Source organism: Alsobacter soli, assembly GCF_003004785.1.
Taxonomy (GTDB): Bacteria; Pseudomonadota; Alphaproteobacteria; order Rhizobiales; family Beijerinckiaceae; genus Alsobacter; species Alsobacter soli.
The window spans coordinates 1-15,827 of record NZ_PVZS01000046.1 but is presented as its reverse complement, the minus strand read 5'-3'; the positions used below and the strand labels follow the sequence as shown (position 1 = coordinate 15,827).

At 67.3% G+C, this 15,827-nt stretch carries 14 protein-coding genes and 1 pseudogene; 12 read left to right on the top strand and 3 right to left on the bottom strand.

The features are described 5' to 3' along the window. Positions 1-1,065: glycosyltransferase family 4 protein (locus SLNSH_RS23205; protein ID WP_146140364.1), on the top strand; the 1,065-nt coding region annotated here is incomplete at its 5' end. Here the strand turns inward: SLNSH_RS23205 and SLNSH_RS23200 are convergent. Genes SLNSH_RS23200 through SLNSH_RS23190 form a run of 3 tightly spaced genes read right to left on the bottom strand, consistent with a single transcriptional unit; the run spans position 1,049 to position 4,497 of the window. Next, positions 1,049-2,380 carry an ABC transporter ATP-binding protein gene (locus SLNSH_RS23200; RefSeq protein WP_106340490.1) on the bottom strand — a complete coding sequence of 444 codons (1,332 nt, stop codon included), beginning with the start codon at positions 2,378-2,380 and terminating at the stop codon, positions 1,049-1,051. The two genes, SLNSH_RS23205 and SLNSH_RS23200, sit on opposite strands and share 17 nt — an antisense overlap. After that, complete coding sequence (locus tag SLNSH_RS23195; protein ID WP_158266873.1) at positions 2,373-3,602, bottom strand: ABC transporter ATP-binding protein; 1,230 nt, start codon at positions 3,600-3,602, stop codon at positions 2,373-2,375. Before SLNSH_RS23195 ends, SLNSH_RS23200 begins: the two co-directional genes overlap by 8 nt. 37 nt (positions 3,603-3,639) lie before the next feature. Then, positions 3,640-4,497, bottom strand: a complete 858-nt coding sequence (locus SLNSH_RS23190) for an ABC transporter permease (RefSeq protein WP_158266872.1) — start codon at positions 4,495-4,497, stop codon at positions 3,640-3,642. A gap of 131 nt (positions 4,498-4,628) precedes the next feature. On the opposite strand from SLNSH_RS23190, the gene SLNSH_RS23185 reads away from it, so the two are divergent. The 11 genes and pseudogenes from SLNSH_RS23185 to SLNSH_RS23140 form a co-directional block, all read left to right on the top strand. Further along, a complete protein-coding gene (locus SLNSH_RS23185; RefSeq protein ID WP_106340484.1) occupies positions 4,629-5,936 on the top strand; it encodes a glycosyltransferase in 1,308 nt (435 codons plus the stop codon). Continuing rightward, on the top strand, positions 5,933-6,709 hold the full coding sequence (locus tag SLNSH_RS25055) for a DUF6544 family protein (RefSeq protein ID WP_158266871.1): 777 nt from the start codon (positions 5,933-5,935) through the stop codon (positions 6,707-6,709). Before SLNSH_RS23185 ends, SLNSH_RS25055 begins: the two co-directional genes overlap by 4 nt. Beyond that, positions 6,702-9,587, top strand: a complete 2,886-nt coding sequence (locus SLNSH_RS23180; RefSeq protein ID WP_158266870.1) for an AMP-binding protein — start codon at positions 6,702-6,704, stop codon at positions 9,585-9,587. The genes SLNSH_RS25055 and SLNSH_RS23180 overlap by 8 nt, the downstream gene beginning before the upstream one ends. 740 nt (positions 9,588-10,327) lie before the next feature. Further along, the gene (locus SLNSH_RS23175) at positions 10,328-11,392 is read left to right on the top strand and encodes a site-specific integrase (RefSeq protein WP_146140363.1); all 1,065 of its coding nucleotides are present in this window, start codon (positions 10,328-10,330) and stop codon (positions 11,390-11,392) included. A gap of 435 nt (positions 11,393-11,827) precedes the next feature. Then, on the top strand, positions 11,828-12,064 hold the full coding sequence (locus SLNSH_RS23170; protein ID WP_106340477.1) for a hypothetical protein: 237 nt from the start codon (positions 11,828-11,830) through the stop codon (positions 12,062-12,064). 66 nt (positions 12,065-12,130) lie between these two features. Further along, the gene (locus SLNSH_RS23165) at positions 12,131-12,802 is read left to right on the top strand and encodes a hypothetical protein (RefSeq protein WP_106340475.1); all 672 of its coding nucleotides are present in this window, start codon (positions 12,131-12,133) and stop codon (positions 12,800-12,802) included. A gap of 332 nt (positions 12,803-13,134) precedes the next feature. Then, entirely contained in the window at positions 13,135-13,668 is a 534-nt protein-coding gene (locus tag SLNSH_RS23160; protein WP_146140362.1) for a hypothetical protein, read from the top strand. 36 nt (positions 13,669-13,704) lie between these two features. Continuing rightward, positions 13,705-14,187, top strand: coding sequence for a hypothetical protein (locus tag SLNSH_RS23155; protein ID WP_106340471.1), 483 nt, complete (start codon positions 13,705-13,707; stop codon positions 14,185-14,187). A 182-nt stretch (positions 14,188-14,369) separates the two neighbouring features. Beyond that, the gene (locus SLNSH_RS23150; RefSeq protein ID WP_146140361.1) at positions 14,370-14,786 is read left to right on the top strand and encodes a hypothetical protein; all 417 of its coding nucleotides are present in this window, start codon (positions 14,370-14,372) and stop codon (positions 14,784-14,786) included. Between the two features lie 138 nt (positions 14,787-14,924). Further along, a complete protein-coding gene (locus tag SLNSH_RS23145; protein WP_106340467.1) occupies positions 14,925-15,176 on the top strand; it encodes a hypothetical protein in 252 nt (83 codons plus the stop codon). A gap of 1 nt (position 15,177) precedes the next feature. Continuing rightward, positions 15,178-15,827 (top strand): annotated as a pseudogene (locus SLNSH_RS23140) (TolC family protein); the annotation flags it as partial.

The window sequence follows — 15,827 nt, the reverse complement described above, 5'->3', positions numbered from 1 at the left end:
GCGCTCGTGCGCGCGTGGATCGCGGACGCGCCCGCGGGCCTGCGGGTCGAGCCCGTACGCGCGGATGCGGACGGCTTCGCGCTGGCGCGCGCCTGGACCGCGCGCCAGCTCGGGCTCCCCCGCACGCCCGCGCCCGACGCGCCCGCCCTCCCCCGCGCGGGCGACACCTACTTCATGCCCGACCTCGACCATGCCGGCGTGGTGGCGAAGCGGGATTTGTACAGGGCCATGCGCCGGGACGGAGTCCGGGTGGCCTTCATGGTGCACGACCTGCTGCCGGTCACCCGGCCCGAATTCTTCCCGCCCCACGCCGCGCGAAGCCACGCGGAGTGGCTCGCGGTGGTGGCGGAAGCTGATATCGCGGCCTGTCCGACCCAGGCCGTGGCGGAAGACCTCAAGGCCTGGGTACGGGCCCACGGCCCCGAGCGCGCCGAATCGCTGCACATCGTGGCGTCGCACCACGGAGCCGACCTGCGGGCAGCTCCTGCGGCGAGGGGGCTGGACCGGGAGAGCCTGCGTCTGCTGGCGCGCCTGTCGGGGGCGCGCGCGTTCCTGATGGTCGGCACGGTCGAGCCGCGAAAGGGACACGCGGACGCGGTCGACGCCTTCGAACGGCTCTGGGCCGCGGGAGGGTCCGAGATCCTGGTCATCGCAGGCCGTCCAGGCTGGATGGTCGAGAGCCTCGTCGCCCGGCTGCGCGGGCATCCGGAACGGAACAGGCGCCTGTTCTATGTCGAGACCGCCACCGACGACCTGGTCGACCAGCTCTACGTGACCTGCGGCTGCCTGATCATGGCGAGCCACGCCGAAGGTTTCGGCCTGCCCCTTGTCGAGGCGGCCGCCCGCGGCTGCTCCGTGATCGCCCGCGACATCCCCGTGTTCCGCGAGGTCGCCGGCGAGCGGGCCTGCTACTTCGAGGGCGGAGGAGACGCGCTCGCGCAAGCGGTCGACCGGTGGCGTCGGCTCGACCGGCGCGGCGAGGCTCCGCGCCCGCGACGATCCGGAATTCTCACCTGGGCCCAGAGCGCCCGCAATCTCGGGCGGCTGCTTACGGAAGAGCGGTGACCCTGGGCCGCGCCAAGTCCTCTTCTAACGGCTCGGGCTCCTCGATCACCATGGGAACGCCTACGGCGCCCAGCTCGACCGGCGAGCCGGAGACCGTGAGGACCACGGCGTCCTCGAGCCAGCACAGGTGGACGTGGCTGCGCTGCGTCCCTTCGATGATGGACGGCGCCAGCGTGTAGAGGCCATCGGGCAGGTATGGCATCCTGAAGGCGAAAACGGCGTCGAAACATTCGCCCGCCGCCAGCGCCCGCGGCTCTTCGCGGTGGGCGAGATAGGTGTTGTCGCCCATCAGGTTCTGCCCCATGGCGTCGCGCAGGATGAAGCCGACGATCGGCCGGCCCACGGCCGCCTCCGTCCGACCGCGGATGCGCAGTTCCACTTCCCCGCCGCCCTGGATCGTCGGACACCGCCGCCCCGCCGCGTCCACGAAAGCCACGTCCGTGATGGACGCTCCCCCATGCCCATGGCTCGGCGCGCCAGCGGAGAATGGCGTCACCTGGATGGGATTGCGCCCCCGCCTCGCATCCGCCGCGAAATCGATCCCGGCATCGCGCTCGAGCCGGGTCGGCGCGGGCTGCACCGGATCAAGCCGGGCCATCGCCCTGCGATAGGCCTGCACCACCTCGTCAGGACGACCCTCGGCAGCCTGACGGCCGTTTTCAAGCCACAATGCGCGCGTGCAGACGGACAGAACCGCCAGTTCGTCGTGAGAAACGAACACCAGGGCGCCGCGCTCGAGGAAGGTCTCCATCCAGGCTCGGCAACGCGCCTGGAAAGCGGCGTCGCCCACCGTGAGGATCTCGTCCACGATCAGCACGTCGGCATCCACGTGGGCGCAAACGGCGAAAGCCAGCCGGGCGTACATGCCGCTCGAGTAATCGCGGACGGGGTGGTCCAGGAAATGCCCGATGTCGGCGAAGGCTTCGACGAGCGGCAGCTTGGCGGCGATCTCGGCTTCGTTCAACCCGTAGGCGGCGGCGCTGAGCAGCACGTTCTCGCGGCCGGTGAAATCCGGGTGAAAGCCGGCGCCCAAGGCCAGCATGGCGGCCACGCGGCCGCGGCGCTCGATGCTGCCTGCCGTTGGCTGGAGCGATCCGGCCAGGATCTGAAGAAGCGTGGACTTGCCCGCGCCGTTGCGGCCGATCACGCCCAGCGCCTCGCCGGGCCGCAGTTCGAGGTCGACGTCCGAAAGGGCCCGGTATCCCTCGCCGGTGCGTCGCCCCAGAATGGCGCCCAGCAGGGCTGCGGCCGTGCCGGACCGCCGCGGGTAGGACTTTGTCAGGCCCTCGGCCCGGATCAGCCAATGCTCAGACATGGGCGATCGGTTCGACAAGCTGCAAGATCTCGGCCCGCCTCATGGCCGTGTTGGCCAAGCCGCCGGAGACATGGGTGGACACGACGGCCACGAGCGCGGCCGCTTCCCGCAAGTCGAGACAGCGTGGATGCTCCTGCCCTTCCGCGAGCAGGAAGACATCGATCCCGTAGTCGCCCGTTGGAAGATGCGGCAGCAGGACACTGAAGGCGCATCTCCATTCGCCCGCGACTGCGCCCGACCCTGCGGGACCCGTCCGTCCGCCGAAAACAGCCTGGCCGCGCGGATTGCGCAGCACGAAGGCCACACTGGCCTGCTCGCCGGCGCGCTCGACGGCGAATCGAACCGCCAGGCGGAGGCGCTCCCCGCCGCGGGCTTCGACCAGCGGCCGGCCTCCCGCGGTCAGGGTGATGGCGAGGAGCCTTCCGCCGCCTTCCGGCGGCGGCGGATCATCCGGTTCGAAAGGCCGCCGCACGCTTGGAAGGGCCGTTTCGACCAGCTCCGATTGTCCAAGCCGCGCCTCGAACGCGGCCCCAGGTCGCATGAGACGCGCCATCTCGGTCCGGTAAGCCGCAAGGACGCTGCGAGCCGAGCCCTGGGCGGCGATCCGGCCGCGGTCGATCCAGATCACACGATCGCACAGCGCCGCCACGGAATGCTCGTTGTGGGATACGAAGAGCAGGATCCCGCGACGCCTGAAGTTGCGAAGGAAGCGCATGGCCTTCTGCTGGAACCGGAAGTCGCCGACGCCAAGGATCTCGTCCACGACGAGGATGTCCGGCTCCGCATGAGCGCAAACGGAGAACGCCAGGCGCGCGAACATGCCGCTCGAATACTCGCGCACCGGCTTTTCAATGAAGTCGCCCAGGTCCGCGAAGGCCGCGATGGCCTGGAGCCGGTCACGGATCTCCCCATCGCCGAGACCGAGCAGCGCGCCCGCGAGAAACACGTTTTCCCGGCCGGAGAAGTCAGGATGGAAGCCGACGCCAAGCTGCAGCAGCGCCGCGACCCGTCCTCGGGTCTCCACCACGCCTTCAGTCGGCCGCAGCACCCCGGAAAGAAGTTCCAGAAGAGTCGATTTGCCGGCCCCGTTCCGTCCAATAATTCCGACGCAGTCGCCCGGGCCCAGGTCGAGATCGATGTCGCGGAGCGCCCAGAAGGGCTCGCCTCCGCCGCGGCCGAATGCGCTCCAGGCCAGGCGGCGCCATGGGCTGTCACACAGCATGAACGCCTTGCCTAGCCCGCGGGCGCGCACAAGGGGCTCAGACGACATCCGCGAACCCGGGTCGAAGCCGCTGGAAGCACCACCCCCCGAGCGTGAAGACGGCGAGGGCGCTGAGCCAATACAGGCCGTAACCCTCCCATGAGACGGGACGCTCCATGAAGACCGCGCCTCTCGCGCTCTCGATCGGAAAGGTCAGCGGATTCAGGTAGAACATGCCCCGCGCAGCAGGAGGAACCTGGTCGACGGAATAGAAGATCGGGGTGAGGAAGGTCAGGACCGGCGCTGCCGCCTGCAACCCCAGGGCGAGATCTCGCAGATAGGCGCCCACGGCTGAAAAGATCCAGATCACCCCGAGCGTCAGGACCACGAAGGGAGCCAGAAGCAGGGGGAGGACCAGAAGCTTCCAGGGAATTGCGGCCGTCACGATTGCGAGGGCGCCCGCCAGAAGCGCCGCATTGATCCCCAATTTCATGAGCGCGGTGCCGGCCAGGACCCACCCGAGAAGATCGAGCGGGAAAACGATCTTGTTCACGTAGGTCGCATGGTCGCGGATCAGGTTCGCCGAGCGCGTGATCGCCTCCATGAAGAACCCGAACATCATTAGGCTCATGAAGTAAATCAGGGGCGTCTCGAATGGCGCGCGGGCTTCATTCGCCCACGTGGTTTTGACGATCACTCCGAAGACGAACGAATAGATCGCCACGAAGCTCAGCGGGATCAGGACGACCCAGGCCAGACCGAGCACGCTGCCCCGAAAGGCCGAGAGAACATCGCGCGCCAACAGCCGGCGGAAAAGCGACCAGTGGCGCCACAGGGCCGTCGCCGGGACAAACAGCGAGGGAATCCGCGGACCCGCATCCGCCAGCACATGCCCTCGCCGGATTTCAACCGTCACAGACGCCTTCCCCGAAAAAACCCGTGGCTCCCCGACGCCTCGCTCTGTAGAGCAGAAGCGGCGCACCACCAGCGTGTATCACGCCAGATTCGCGCTCGTGAGTGGTATCAAGTCCTCGACGTCCGGGCAGCATGGCGCAGCGCACAGCAAGCAGGATCTGGGTCGAGGTCGATGACTACCTCACTTACTGCGAGGGCTCGGTCACGCCCACGGGTATCGGCCGTGTGCAGGCTGAGATCCTTCCCCACTTGGCCATGCTGGCGCCGGAGCGGATCCGATTCTGCCGGATTGGCGAGGACGCCGCGCTCATCCAGCCGCTCCGCTTGGACGATGTCCAGGCGCTCGCCTCCGTCGACGAGCGAATCCTCGGGGCGCCCGCCTGGGGGCGAGAGCCGCTCAAGCTGGCGCGTTACCTGCGCCTGCGCAGCCGGAAGGCCCTGAACGCCGTCGGCGCGCGGGCGGCGACCGAGGCCTTTTATCGAGAGGCGAGCGTCGGCGACATCCTGGTTAACCTGGGCGCATCGTGGACGCATCGGAACTTCGCCAGCACGGTTCGTCGGCTCAAGCAGGAGCGCGGTCTTCGATTCGCCCTCCTGGTGCACGACGTGCTACCCGCGACACACCCCCGCTTCTGCGCGCCGGACCATGTGCCCACGTTCACCCGATGGATGGACGGCATGGCAGGCGTGTGCGACCTGGCGCTGACGCCCTCGCGCAGCTCCGCCGAAAGCCTGTCGTCCTACTTGCGGAGCCGGCGCCTTCCGGTCCCGCTCGTGCGGACCGTGCCCTTCGGCGCCGGCTGGTCCGGAAGCCCTCCGGCGAGGCGCAAGCCGCCCTCGGAACGACGGCACGTTCTCTACGTGTCCACGATCGAGATCCGAAAGAATCATCGGCTGCTTGTTCGGGTCTGGGAACGGCTGCTGCGCGTCCACGGGCCAGGCTCGATCCCCGACCTGGTTTTCGCCGGCAAGTGGGGCTGGGAGGTCCAGGACCTCCGGCGCGACCTCCGGGATTCCGAGTTCCTGGGCGGCAAGGTCAAGGTGCTGTCAGATCTCTCGGACCGCGCTTTGTCTGCGCTCTACGACGACGCGCTGTTCACAGTGTTCCCGAGTCACTGCGAAGGTTGGGGCCTGCCGGTCGGCGAGAGCCTGGCGCATGGCCGCGCCTGCGTCGCCTCCAACGCCACCTCCATTCCGGAAGTCGGCGGCGATTACGTCGACTATCACGATCCTGCCGACGAGGATGGGGCTTATGACCTCATCGAGGCGCTGCTGTTCAGCCCGGGGCTTCTTGGCCGCCGCGAGGAGGCCATCCGAGCCCGCTATGTCGCGCCAACCTGGGCCGACACCGCGCGCGCCGTGCTCGCGCGCCTGGATGCGCTTTCGGTCGATTCATGGGCCGAAGGCGCCCGGGCCCGGGCTGCGGGCGCGGGCCCATGATGGTCGCCGGCGCAATAGGGGCCGTGGCCCTGGTGGCCGTCGGCCTGGGGGCGCTGCGCGTCCGTGACGCCTATTGGCGGGACACGACCTGGGCGACGCTTCGGTCAAAGACCGTCTGGCATGAGCGGACCGTGGAGTCCGGCGATCTCGCCACCGGGCAGCCCGTCGCGGACCGGCTGCTTCGCTTCCTCATCCCCGAGGAAGCGCCCCTGCGAACAGTGGCGGAACTCGGATTGCTGGCGGGACCGGAAGACGGCCCCGCATCGACCCGGGACATCATGGTGCTGGCGGCGCCGTATGGCTTCGCAATCCGCGGCTACAAGGGTTGGGGCTCGCTCACTGCGGTCAGCCTGCTCGACGGCGCGGCGTCGCGGTCCGCATGGACGGCCTGGCTCGTGCCCAGGCGCCCGCCTGCGCCTCTCCTGCCTGAACTGGCGGCGCGGCTGATCGGCTACGCCCTCTTGTGGACGCCAGGAGCCTTGCTGCCAGGGCCTTGGATCAGATGGGAAGATGCGGACCCCGAAATGACGCGCGTCACCGTGTCATGGCTCGGAGTTGAACAAACGGTGGAGATCACCGTCGATGCTGTTGGCCAGCCCACGCGCCTGGCTGCGCCGGGGTCCGGCTGGACGGCGCAACCGCTCGCGTTCGCTCTGCAGGGCGGCTGTCGGCTCGCCAGAGCCGTGGTCGAGGGGGCGGGAGGCGTCGCCTGCACCCGGCGCGTCGCCTTCCTGCGTCATGCAGGTCCCTGGATCGGATCGAGCCATGCGTGACGACGGCGCCGATCTGCTCGACTCCGAGTTGCTGGAGCCCCTGCGAGCGGTCGCTCGGAAAGAGCCCCTGCGCGTCGCCCTGCGCTCGAGCGGGCGACGCGACGCCACGTTTTCTGACGTGCTGGCGCTGGTGGAACGCTCCCATGCCGCCTTGCAAAGGATGGGAGTGGGACCTGCCTCACGAGTCGCCCTGATCCTGCCCACGCAGCCGGAAACGGCGGCCGCGATCCTGGCCGTCGCGACGCTTGCAGCGGCAGTCCCCATCAATTCGGCCTATCCTCCGGACGAGGCCGTGCGTTTCCTGTCGGACGCCCATGTGAGCCACGTGATCGTGGCCGCCGGCGACGAACGCGCGTATTCAGCCGCCAAGAGGGCCGGCGCCGCAGTGATCCGCCTCGACCGCGACGTTGGGGGAACCACCGCCGGCTTTACCCTGACCGGGCCGCCCGCCCAGGGCGGCGCCCCTGCCGATCTGACCAACCCGTCGCGCGTGGCGCTCGTGCTGCACACGTCAGGCTCGACCGGCTCGCCGAAGCGGGTTCCGCTGACGGCGGCCGCGCTCAGCCAGTCGGTGCGGAAAATCGGCCGCTCCCTCGGGCTCGGGACCGAGGACGTCTGCCTCAGCATGATGCCGATGTTCCACATCGGCGCTCTGGTGGACCTGCTGCTGGCGCCGCTGGCTGCCGGCGGCGCGGTGGCCTTCGCCGACGCGATCGGGACGGACGCGTGCTTCCGCGCCGTGCGCGTCTTCCGGCCCACCTGGTTCCAGGCCGTGCCCACGGTTCTGCGCGATCTGCTGGACGATCCCCGTGCGGCGCGGGAGAGGTCCCACTGGGCAGGCCTCCGCTTCGTTCGGGCCGTGTCGCAGTCGCTTCCGGCCGCCCTGCAGGAGCGGTTCGAGGCGTCGTTCGGCGTCCCGCTCGCGCCCATGTTCGGCATGACGGAAACGGCGGGGCTGATCACCAGCACGCCGGTCGACGGGCGCCCGCGCAAGCCGGGTTCCGTAGGCGTGCCTTTCGGACCGCGGGTGCGCGTCCGGGCGGCCGACGGCGCGCCGCTTCCGGCCGGGGCGCGGGGCGAAGTCGAGGTGTCCGGCCCGACGGTAATGTCCGGCTACGAGGATCTGCCGGCGGCGGAGCAGCCCTTCCGAGACGGCTGGCTGCGCACGGGCGACGAGGGCTATTTCGACCGCGACGGCTATCTGTTTCTCACGGGCCGGCTCAAGGAGGTGATCAACCGGGGCGGCGAGAAGATCTCGCCGTCCGAGATCGACGAGCTCCTGGCGTCCTGCCCCGGCGTGGCCGCGGGCGCCGCGTTCGCCCTGCCCCACGAGACGCTGGGCGAGGAAGTCGCGGCGGCGGTGGTCCCGGCTTCAAACACCCGCCTCGCGCCGGCCGACGTCGTCGCCGCGCTCCGCGGCAGGATCGCCGACTACAAGCTGCCGCGAGTGGTTGTGCTTGTGGACGCGCTCCCGCGCGTGCCGAGCGGCAAGCTCGACCGCCGCGCCCTGCCCGCCCTCTGCGGGGTCGCCGCCCCGTCGGCGCGGACGCCGCCCGGCTCGCCCATGGAGCTGCTGCTGGCCAGCTTCTGGCGGAACCTGCTGAAGGCGCCCGACGTCGCCGTGGAGGACAACTTCTTCGATCTCGGCGGCGATTCGCTCAGCGCGACCACCCTGGCGCTGAGCCTGGAGCGCCGCCTTGGCTCCGACCTGCCCTTCGAGAGCCTGTTCGACGACCCAACGCTCGGCGGCATGGCGGCGAGGCTCTCCCGGTTCGTCGCAGCGCCGCGGAGAGCCGGCGCGCTCGATCCGGCGGTCGCCGAGGCGGTGCTCAGGGCGACCGTCAGCTGGCCCGCCGCCCGAGATGGTCTTGTCCTTTCCCGGAATCGCCATGGGTCCAAGCGGCCGTTCTTCTGGGTGTGCCAGAGCAACTGGCAGTTCGAGCTGCTCGCGGACGAGCTCGACCCCGAGCGCCCCTTCCACGTCCTGCGCTCGCTCTCGACGACGCCCGTGAAGAGTGACGCCAACACCCAGGCCCTCGCTCTCCACTATGCGGACGAAGTCCAGCGCCTGCAGCCGGAGGGACCCTATCTTGTTGGCGGCTTCTGCCAGGGCGCGGTGGTCGCGTTCAAGATCGCCCAGGAACTCCGTCGCCGCGCCCAGGACGTGGCTATCCTGTGCATGCAGGACCGCTTCATCCCTGAACCCTATGATGGCCCGGTCGCGCTGTTTCACGGCAAGCGCGGCTGGTTCTGCGCCTACGACCTCCACGATCAACCGGACAGAGCCTGGCGGCGGTTTTACTCCGGGCCGATCCGGGAATTCTTTTCGGACGGCGACCACGACGACCACCACAAGCCGCCTTACGTCGCCGCATTCGGACGCCAGCTGGAGGAGCTCTTCTCCGAGGTGGAAGCGGCTTCTCCGACGCACGGCGAGACCGATGCTGTCACAAAGGAAACCGCTGATCGCCATCGCGACCTGCGGATTCGCGCACGCGTTCCGACGCTGCTGAGGCAGGGGCAGGAGCTCTCATTGCCGGTCGCACTGACGAACAGGAGCACCACGGCTTGGCCCGCGACGTCAGAAAACGGCGTCATTCTCGCCGCCCGCTGGCGCGTGCTCGACGGCAATCGTCACGACCATGTGCTCGACGGTCGCACAGCCCTCGAGCAGCCGATCGGACCCGGCGAGACCGCCTCGCTCGCTCTGCCGGTCCGGGTTCCCATGCGCAGTCTGCCGATGCGCCTCGAAATCAGTCTCGTCCGGGACGGCCTGTTCTGGTTTGCAGACGCCAATGGGGCTTGCTTCAGAAAGCTCATCGTAAGCACAAGGCCAGCAAGGCTTCGATGGACGGCAATGCCGGCAGAGCCGGGCTAGTCAGATTTCTTCTTATGAACAGGAGGCGAGCATCCGTTCCGACCCAACTGGATGTCCACAACGGGTCGTGAGCGGCCTCTCGAGCGAGGCGAGCTTAGTGTCGCCTCTTGGGTGTCGGCATTCCGGGGGCTCAACCCTCACCCACCGCTGCTAAGGTACTGCACAGCTTAGATTTGTTGCCCGAGAGGGTTTCACCAAACCCTCCCCAAACCCTGCAAACCCTCAACTGAAGCGCCGGATCGTCAGGCTAGCGCAAATTGGCGCCGTCTGCGCGAAGGGTGGCGGGCCGCGTCGTCGCATCTCAAGCACGACAACAAATAGGGTCGCGGCCTCACCGTGCCAGCGCCCCCGAGTTTGACTAGCCGAATGGAGAATCAGTGACTAGCGTGCGATCAAAGTTCTGATTTTGCGAACGATTTCTCTCGGTATGGCGACCCCGGCAGGACCCGTCGCCGCGCCGATTCGTTCGCGGAAATCCTGTTCCATTTCAGACGCTTGCCCTACCTCTAAAGTGCCGCTAAGACCAAACGGCTAAGTCCTGCCGCTAAAGGTCTTCCACGATGGGCGCGCGAACTTCCCGCGACCTGCTGTTTCGGAAAAACGGAATCTACTACGTCCGGCTCCAGTACTCCGACCCGTGGTTGCGGGAGACATATGGCCGCGGGGTCGAGCGCTCGCTCCGGACCACCTCCAAGGCGGAAGCGGAGGCGCTCGCGGCTCCCCTGATCCAGGAACACCGCATGCGCCTGCTGGAGGCCAAGAACCGGCGCGAGCGCCGGGTGAAGGTGGCGGGGTTCACCCATCTCCATCCACTGGGCGACCGCGTCCTGGAGGACGGCACGCGGGTGATCGCCAACGAAAAGACCGTCCTGTTCCTTAAGGACGGCCGCGTCGTGAAGGAGGAGCCCAACGACGTGCGGATCATCCCCACGTTCCGGTTCGATCCCGCCATGATCAACGTGACCAAGCCTACCCCGCCGGACGTGGATGACGAGAAAATCTTCACCCGCTGGGTGGAGTTGAAAAACGTCAACAAGTACATCGAGCGCGAGGCGCGTCTCGGCTGGGAGGCGCTTAGAATCATCGCGCCCGGCAAGAAGCTGCGCGACCTGACTCGTGAGGACGGCACCGCGCTGGCCCAGCATTTCTACAAAGCAGGCAACAAAAGCGCGACCGTCCAGAAAAAGCTCAGTCATTTGCGGGTCATGGTCAACATCGCCGTCAAGGACGGCAAGCTCGACCGCAACCCGTTCAGCGACGTGGTCCCGCAACGAGATGACGCCACGGAGCGGGAGCCGTTCGTGGAGGAGCAGATGGCGCTGGCGCGGCAGCTGTTGCCCTCGCTGCGCCCAGAGGACGCCCTCGTGTGGCGCATCCTCGCCACCACCGGGATGAGGCTCAGCGAGGCCATGGGGCTCGACCATGAGCATGACGAGCTTGGCCACCGCTATTGGATGATCGGAGAAAAAACGATCACCAGCAAACGCCGCGTTCCGATCCCAAAAGCCCTGGAGCTCTATCTTCCCAAAAAGATCACCGGCCCGCTATTCGCCGCGCATTTGAACCCGTCGATGATGTCGAAACGGCTGATGAGCTTCATCCGCAACCGGCTGAAGATCGCGGACGAGGCCATCGTCGTGCATTCCCTCCGCCATAGAGCGAAGGACCGCCTGCGCGCCGTAGGCTGTCCCGAGGAGATCCAGGAATGGATCTTGGGCCACGACAAAATCACCGCCGGAGACGGCTATGGCAAGGGTCCGCCTGTCAGCAAGCTTGTACCTTGGATTAACCGGATTGGCTGGTGATCGGCGGACAAGCTCGCGACGATGATCGACCGCTTCAAGGGTTTCGCCCGCGCCTCATTCAACGGGCCTGACGCCGTGCCGCCAGGGGTGGGCGATCACCGACTTCGATCATCTCCGCCGTTCGAGCAGCAGTCTCGCCGCTTGTCCCGACCGATACCTGTGGGTGCAGTCACCGGCCGGCGCTCGTTCTGGGTCGTCCATTGAACACACGGGCTCCTCCGCCACCCTGCAGGACCTGGACGCCATGCAGATCCCGGTTGCGCCCATCGCTGACAGCATCCGCTTGCTGCTCGCCACCTTCGAGGAGGCAGTCGCCGCTGTGAGGCCATCCGGTGACCTACGTACTAGAACGGTCGGCGACTTTCGGTCAGGTTGCCGGCCACGGACGCGGTTACGCGCTCGGGATCACCAAGTCGTTTTCAACGAGAGTTTCAGATGAGTCATAATATTGAAGAGACGGAGGACCCGTACGTCCTCGTCATCCCGCACCGTGAGTGGAAGAATAAGGGGCTCAACGCCTTCGCGAACCATGACTGGGTTAACGAGCGAGACAGCCTGTACTCGCCGTCCAGCAACCACAGCAACAGCGCCTTGGAAACGGACTTGTACCGCCTCGCCGACGCGGTGAGCTTCCGCATGCCGCGCTACCGGGCCAGGAGGGTCAGCCCCTAGAAGTAAGTACATGGCCGGGCGTCGCCCCTTTCAAGGCGCCCGGTCTCCCAATTTCAAGAGGACCATATGACTGACAATTTCACCGCCCTGCTGGAGCAGCTCAAGGCCGATCCGGAAAAGGCCGCCGCCCTCATCGCCGCGTTCCAGGGCACCCAGCCCACCAAGCCCGCCACCAAGACCGTGACGCCCTGCCCGGCCGCCAAGGACATCACGATGGTCCAGGCGACCTTCTTCGACAATGGCGAGAAGGGGAAGCGCGACAAGTACATGCCGGAGTTCATGAGCACCCTGGAGGTCTGGACCGATCCGGCGGACAAGATCCGCCTGTCCAAGTGGGCCTGGAAGCAGTCGGCGCGTCTCGTCGAACACGTTCGCGCCGACAACGACTTCCTCACCCTGAAGCGGCGCGGCTCGATCACTGACGGGTACTATGACGAACTGATGGCGACTTGGATCATGCTGAAGCAGCCCGACCTGAACAGCCCGATCAAGGTCTGCTTCGGCCTGCTGGTCCAGAAGATCCCTGGCCAGGGCACGTTCTACCATGACCGCCAGTTCCTCACTTTGGCTATGCAGGATCGCCTGCCTGCCGTGATGAACCTGCATTTGGCCGGCGAGGTCATCTCCATTTCCGCCTGGAGCGACCGAATGTCGAATGGTGAGTTGCTCAAGGGACACGCCCAGCGGCAGGCCCGCCTCGATCTCTGCTCCTACTCCGTGGACTGGGCCACGCAGTAGTTGCCTCAATCTGATAGTACTATAGTAACTACTTAGACTAGGAAAGACTATAGTACTATCAGTTTGGTGGAGCCAGGAACTAGGCGGCAAGCCGCCCAGGACTAAAGGCCACGCCACTATTATTGCTGGCGAGCCAGCGGATGAACTAGGGGCTGGCGCCCAGGACTAAACGGCCGCGCCGCAACTACGGTGCGGCTCCGGTCGCCAGCGACCTCCGCCATCGGCGCGGAAAGACCAGTTGGAAGCGAGTCCGCTGCTGGCCAGGTAATGAAAGAAAGAGGATGCGCGCCGCGAGCCGGCCGCTTCCGCATTTCGAACCACGGATTTCACCCATGACCTACCTGTTTTTCCCCATCGACGTGGACTGGGATGACGATGACGAGCTCATCGATCCGCTCGACCTGTTTCTTGAATCCGGCGTGATCGGCGGTGCCGAGTGCGACCGCATCACCGTCGGCTGCAGCGATCAAGACGAGGGCTTTTTGATCCGCTTCCAGTCCGAGTCCGACGCCTTCGCCGCCAAGCTCGCAGTGCCGTCCCTGGTGGAGCCCAACGCCTATGCGGCCGAGGTCATTCGCGGGCCTGGAACGCTCGTGCGCCCGCTACGAGGGCAAGGACACGGCCTTCCTGATCCCGCACCTCAGGAAGCGCATCGCCTGCCTCCAATCGTTCAAGCTGGACGCATGAAGCCGGTCGTCTTGAAGTTCGAAGGGGACGGCCTGTTCCTCGCCTTGGCTCTGACGTGGATCGAAAACCGTGACTTCCAGGAACCCTACTGGCGTCATGAATTCAGGCGCAAGCAGCCGCTCTTTTTGGAGTTCAAAGATCGATCCCAAGCCTTCTGGTTCAAGCTCCGCTTCAGCTAACTACCTTTTCACTCACCCAATCCATTGGAACCCACCATGATCACCGAAGACCAGATCCGCGCCCTGGCGCCCCACGTTTGCACCGTCTTCCTGGCGAAGCTCGCCGCGAAGCAGGTCAATCACATCGAGGTCAGGCCCACTTTCGAATACGGCGACATCACCGTCGTCAGTTACCTGCTCGATGCTGAAAAGCACAACCTGTATGCCAGCTATTTCGGCCAGCCCACCTTGCGCGTCGCGACCTGCTCCGACTTGGATGAGGCCCTCGCGCTCGCCGCCCAGATCGCGCCCTTCACCGCCAATCCCGAGCCCTGGCTGAACTGCCAGGATTTCGTGATGCCGTACAGCCGCAAGCTCGACATCTTTGAGGAATGGCTCGAGTTGGCCGATGATCCGGAGCTTCTGCTTGAACACATGTCGCTGACGGCCGGGGAGGTCGAAGAGGCCAAGATGCGTTGGCCTGAGCATTTCGACCCGAACTACGAAAACCCGGAGGACGACGAGGAGGACGACGCATGAGGATCGAGCGCGAGATCGTCGATACACCGACCTGAAGAAGATCGAGGGCCGCAATTACGGCCACTACTACGACGTGGTCTGCCGCCTCGCTTTCCCGACTTCTCCTGAAGGGTGCGGCGGGGCCCCGGGTTGCGCGATACGGCTGTTCGTGGGAAACATCCGCCCTCACCAGGAGCATGCTGTTGCGCCTCAAGGGCCCGATCCTTGTCGTACTCTTCGCGATCACGCTGGCGCTGGCGGCCTTCGCCGCGCCGCGGGCGATGGCGCACGAGGGGCACCAGTCGGCGCCGGCGAGCATCGCCCTTGCGGACCGCGACGCGATCCCCGTCACGGCCCTTGGCGACCAGGCCGAGCGAACCAAGGCGGGCGCCCCCGCCGCATCCTGCGACATGAACCCGAACGTCTGTGGCGGGGCGGGCGGCCATAGCGACGAAGGCCAAGCCTGCTGCGGCATGGGCCTGTGTCATGTGTTCCAGGCGAACGCTGGGGCCCTGCTCGGGTCCCCCACGGCCGTGAGAGCCGCCAAGCTGATTCCTTCCGACGAGCAAGTCAGGCCCTCGGGCGCCGGCGGCCTCGACCGCCCTCCGCGAACCGTCTGATCCAGTCAGCGGGCGCCCTGTCGCCCGCCGAAACGGCGTGCCCGCGCTTCGCGGCCGCCTGTCCCTGATCAGCCGGTCACCTCCAGCCTCGAAGGCCCTTAGCCCGCGACGTTGGTGGCGACCGGGATGGAAGTCCCGATGAAGCCCTTCACCCCCGCAGCCCTGGGCCTGTTGGCGCCCCTGGCCGCCTGCGTCCCCGCGGCGCCCTCCATCACGGCTGCGGCCGACCCGTCGCTGGGCCTGCGCCAGCCCCGCTACGCGCCGGTCACCGCCGGCGTCCGCGGCTACGACGTCGTCGAGCCGAAGGACTGGCGCGAGATGAACCGGGGCGTCGCCCCGGGTGCGCCCGAACGCGGCGACACCAACGACGACGCGCGGCGGGGGCGCTGACATGGCGCGCGGTCTCCAAGTCGCATCCGTCGCGGTCCTCTCCGGCCTGCTGTCTGGCTGCGTCGGCCTCTCCCCTGACGGCGGTCTCTCGCCGGTTGCCGGCCTGACCCGGGCGGAGCTCGGCAAGGATGTGGTCAAGGTCGCCGACGACGCCTCCGCCGGCGAGGCCCAGCGCCGCGCCGAGGAGTTGCTGCGTCGGCCGCTCACCTCCGACAGCGCCGTCCAGGTGGCGCTCCTCAAGAACCGCGGCCTGCAGGCGGCCTTCAACGAGCTCGGCGTCTCCGAGGCGGCCTATGTGCAGGCCACCCTGCCGCCGAGCCCCCGCATCTCCCTGTCGCGGATCGGGGGCGGGCTGGAGCTGGAGGTCGAGCGCCAGGTGCTGGTCGGCCTCTTCGACCTCATCACCCTGCCGGCGCGCGCCGCCGTGGCGGAGCAGCGCTTCCGGGCGGCCCAGCTCCGCACGGCGGAATCGGTGCTGCGCCTCGCCGCGGAAACGCGCCGCCAATACTACCGCACCGTCGCCGCCAACCAGCGCGTGGCCTTCATGCAGCAGGCCCTAGGGACGGCGGCCACCGCGTCCGAGCTCGCCAAGCAGCTCGGCGAGACCGGCGGCCTCAACAAGCTGGAGCAGGCCCGCGAGCACGCCTTCTA

What these genes read in the sequence shown, in the direction of transcription:
- SLNSH_RS23200 (WP_106340490.1), bottom strand. Translation starts at nt 2,380, where the DNA reads ATGTCTGAGCATTGGCTGATCCGGGCCGAGGGCCTGACAAAGTCCTAC.
- SLNSH_RS23195 (WP_158266873.1), bottom strand. Translation starts at nt 3,602, where the DNA reads ATGCTGTGTGACAGCCCATGGCGCCGCCTGGCCTGGAGCGCATTCGGC.
- SLNSH_RS23185 (WP_106340484.1), top strand. Translation starts at nt 4,629, where the DNA reads ATGGCGCAGCGCACAGCAAGCAGGATCTGGGTCGAGGTCGATGACTAC.
- SLNSH_RS25055 (WP_158266871.1), top strand. Translation starts at nt 5,933, where the DNA reads ATGATGGTCGCCGGCGCAATAGGGGCCGTGGCCCTGGTGGCCGTCGGC.
- SLNSH_RS23180 (WP_158266870.1), top strand. Translation starts at nt 6,702, where the DNA reads ATGCGTGACGACGGCGCCGATCTGCTCGACTCCGAGTTGCTGGAGCCC.
- SLNSH_RS23175 (WP_146140363.1), top strand. Translation starts at nt 10,328, where the DNA reads ATGCGCCTGCTGGAGGCCAAGAACCGGCGCGAGCGCCGGGTGAAGGTG.
- SLNSH_RS23170 (WP_106340477.1), top strand. Translation starts at nt 11,828, where the DNA reads ATGAGTCATAATATTGAAGAGACGGAGGACCCGTACGTCCTCGTCATC.
- SLNSH_RS23165 (WP_106340475.1), top strand. Translation starts at nt 12,131, where the DNA reads ATGACTGACAATTTCACCGCCCTGCTGGAGCAGCTCAAGGCCGATCCG.
- SLNSH_RS23160 (WP_146140362.1), top strand. Translation starts at nt 13,135, where the DNA reads ATGACCTACCTGTTTTTCCCCATCGACGTGGACTGGGATGACGATGAC.
- SLNSH_RS23155 (WP_106340471.1), top strand. Translation starts at nt 13,705, where the DNA reads ATGATCACCGAAGACCAGATCCGCGCCCTGGCGCCCCACGTTTGCACC.
- SLNSH_RS23145 (WP_106340467.1), top strand. Translation starts at nt 14,925, where the DNA reads ATGAAGCCCTTCACCCCCGCAGCCCTGGGCCTGTTGGCGCCCCTGGCC.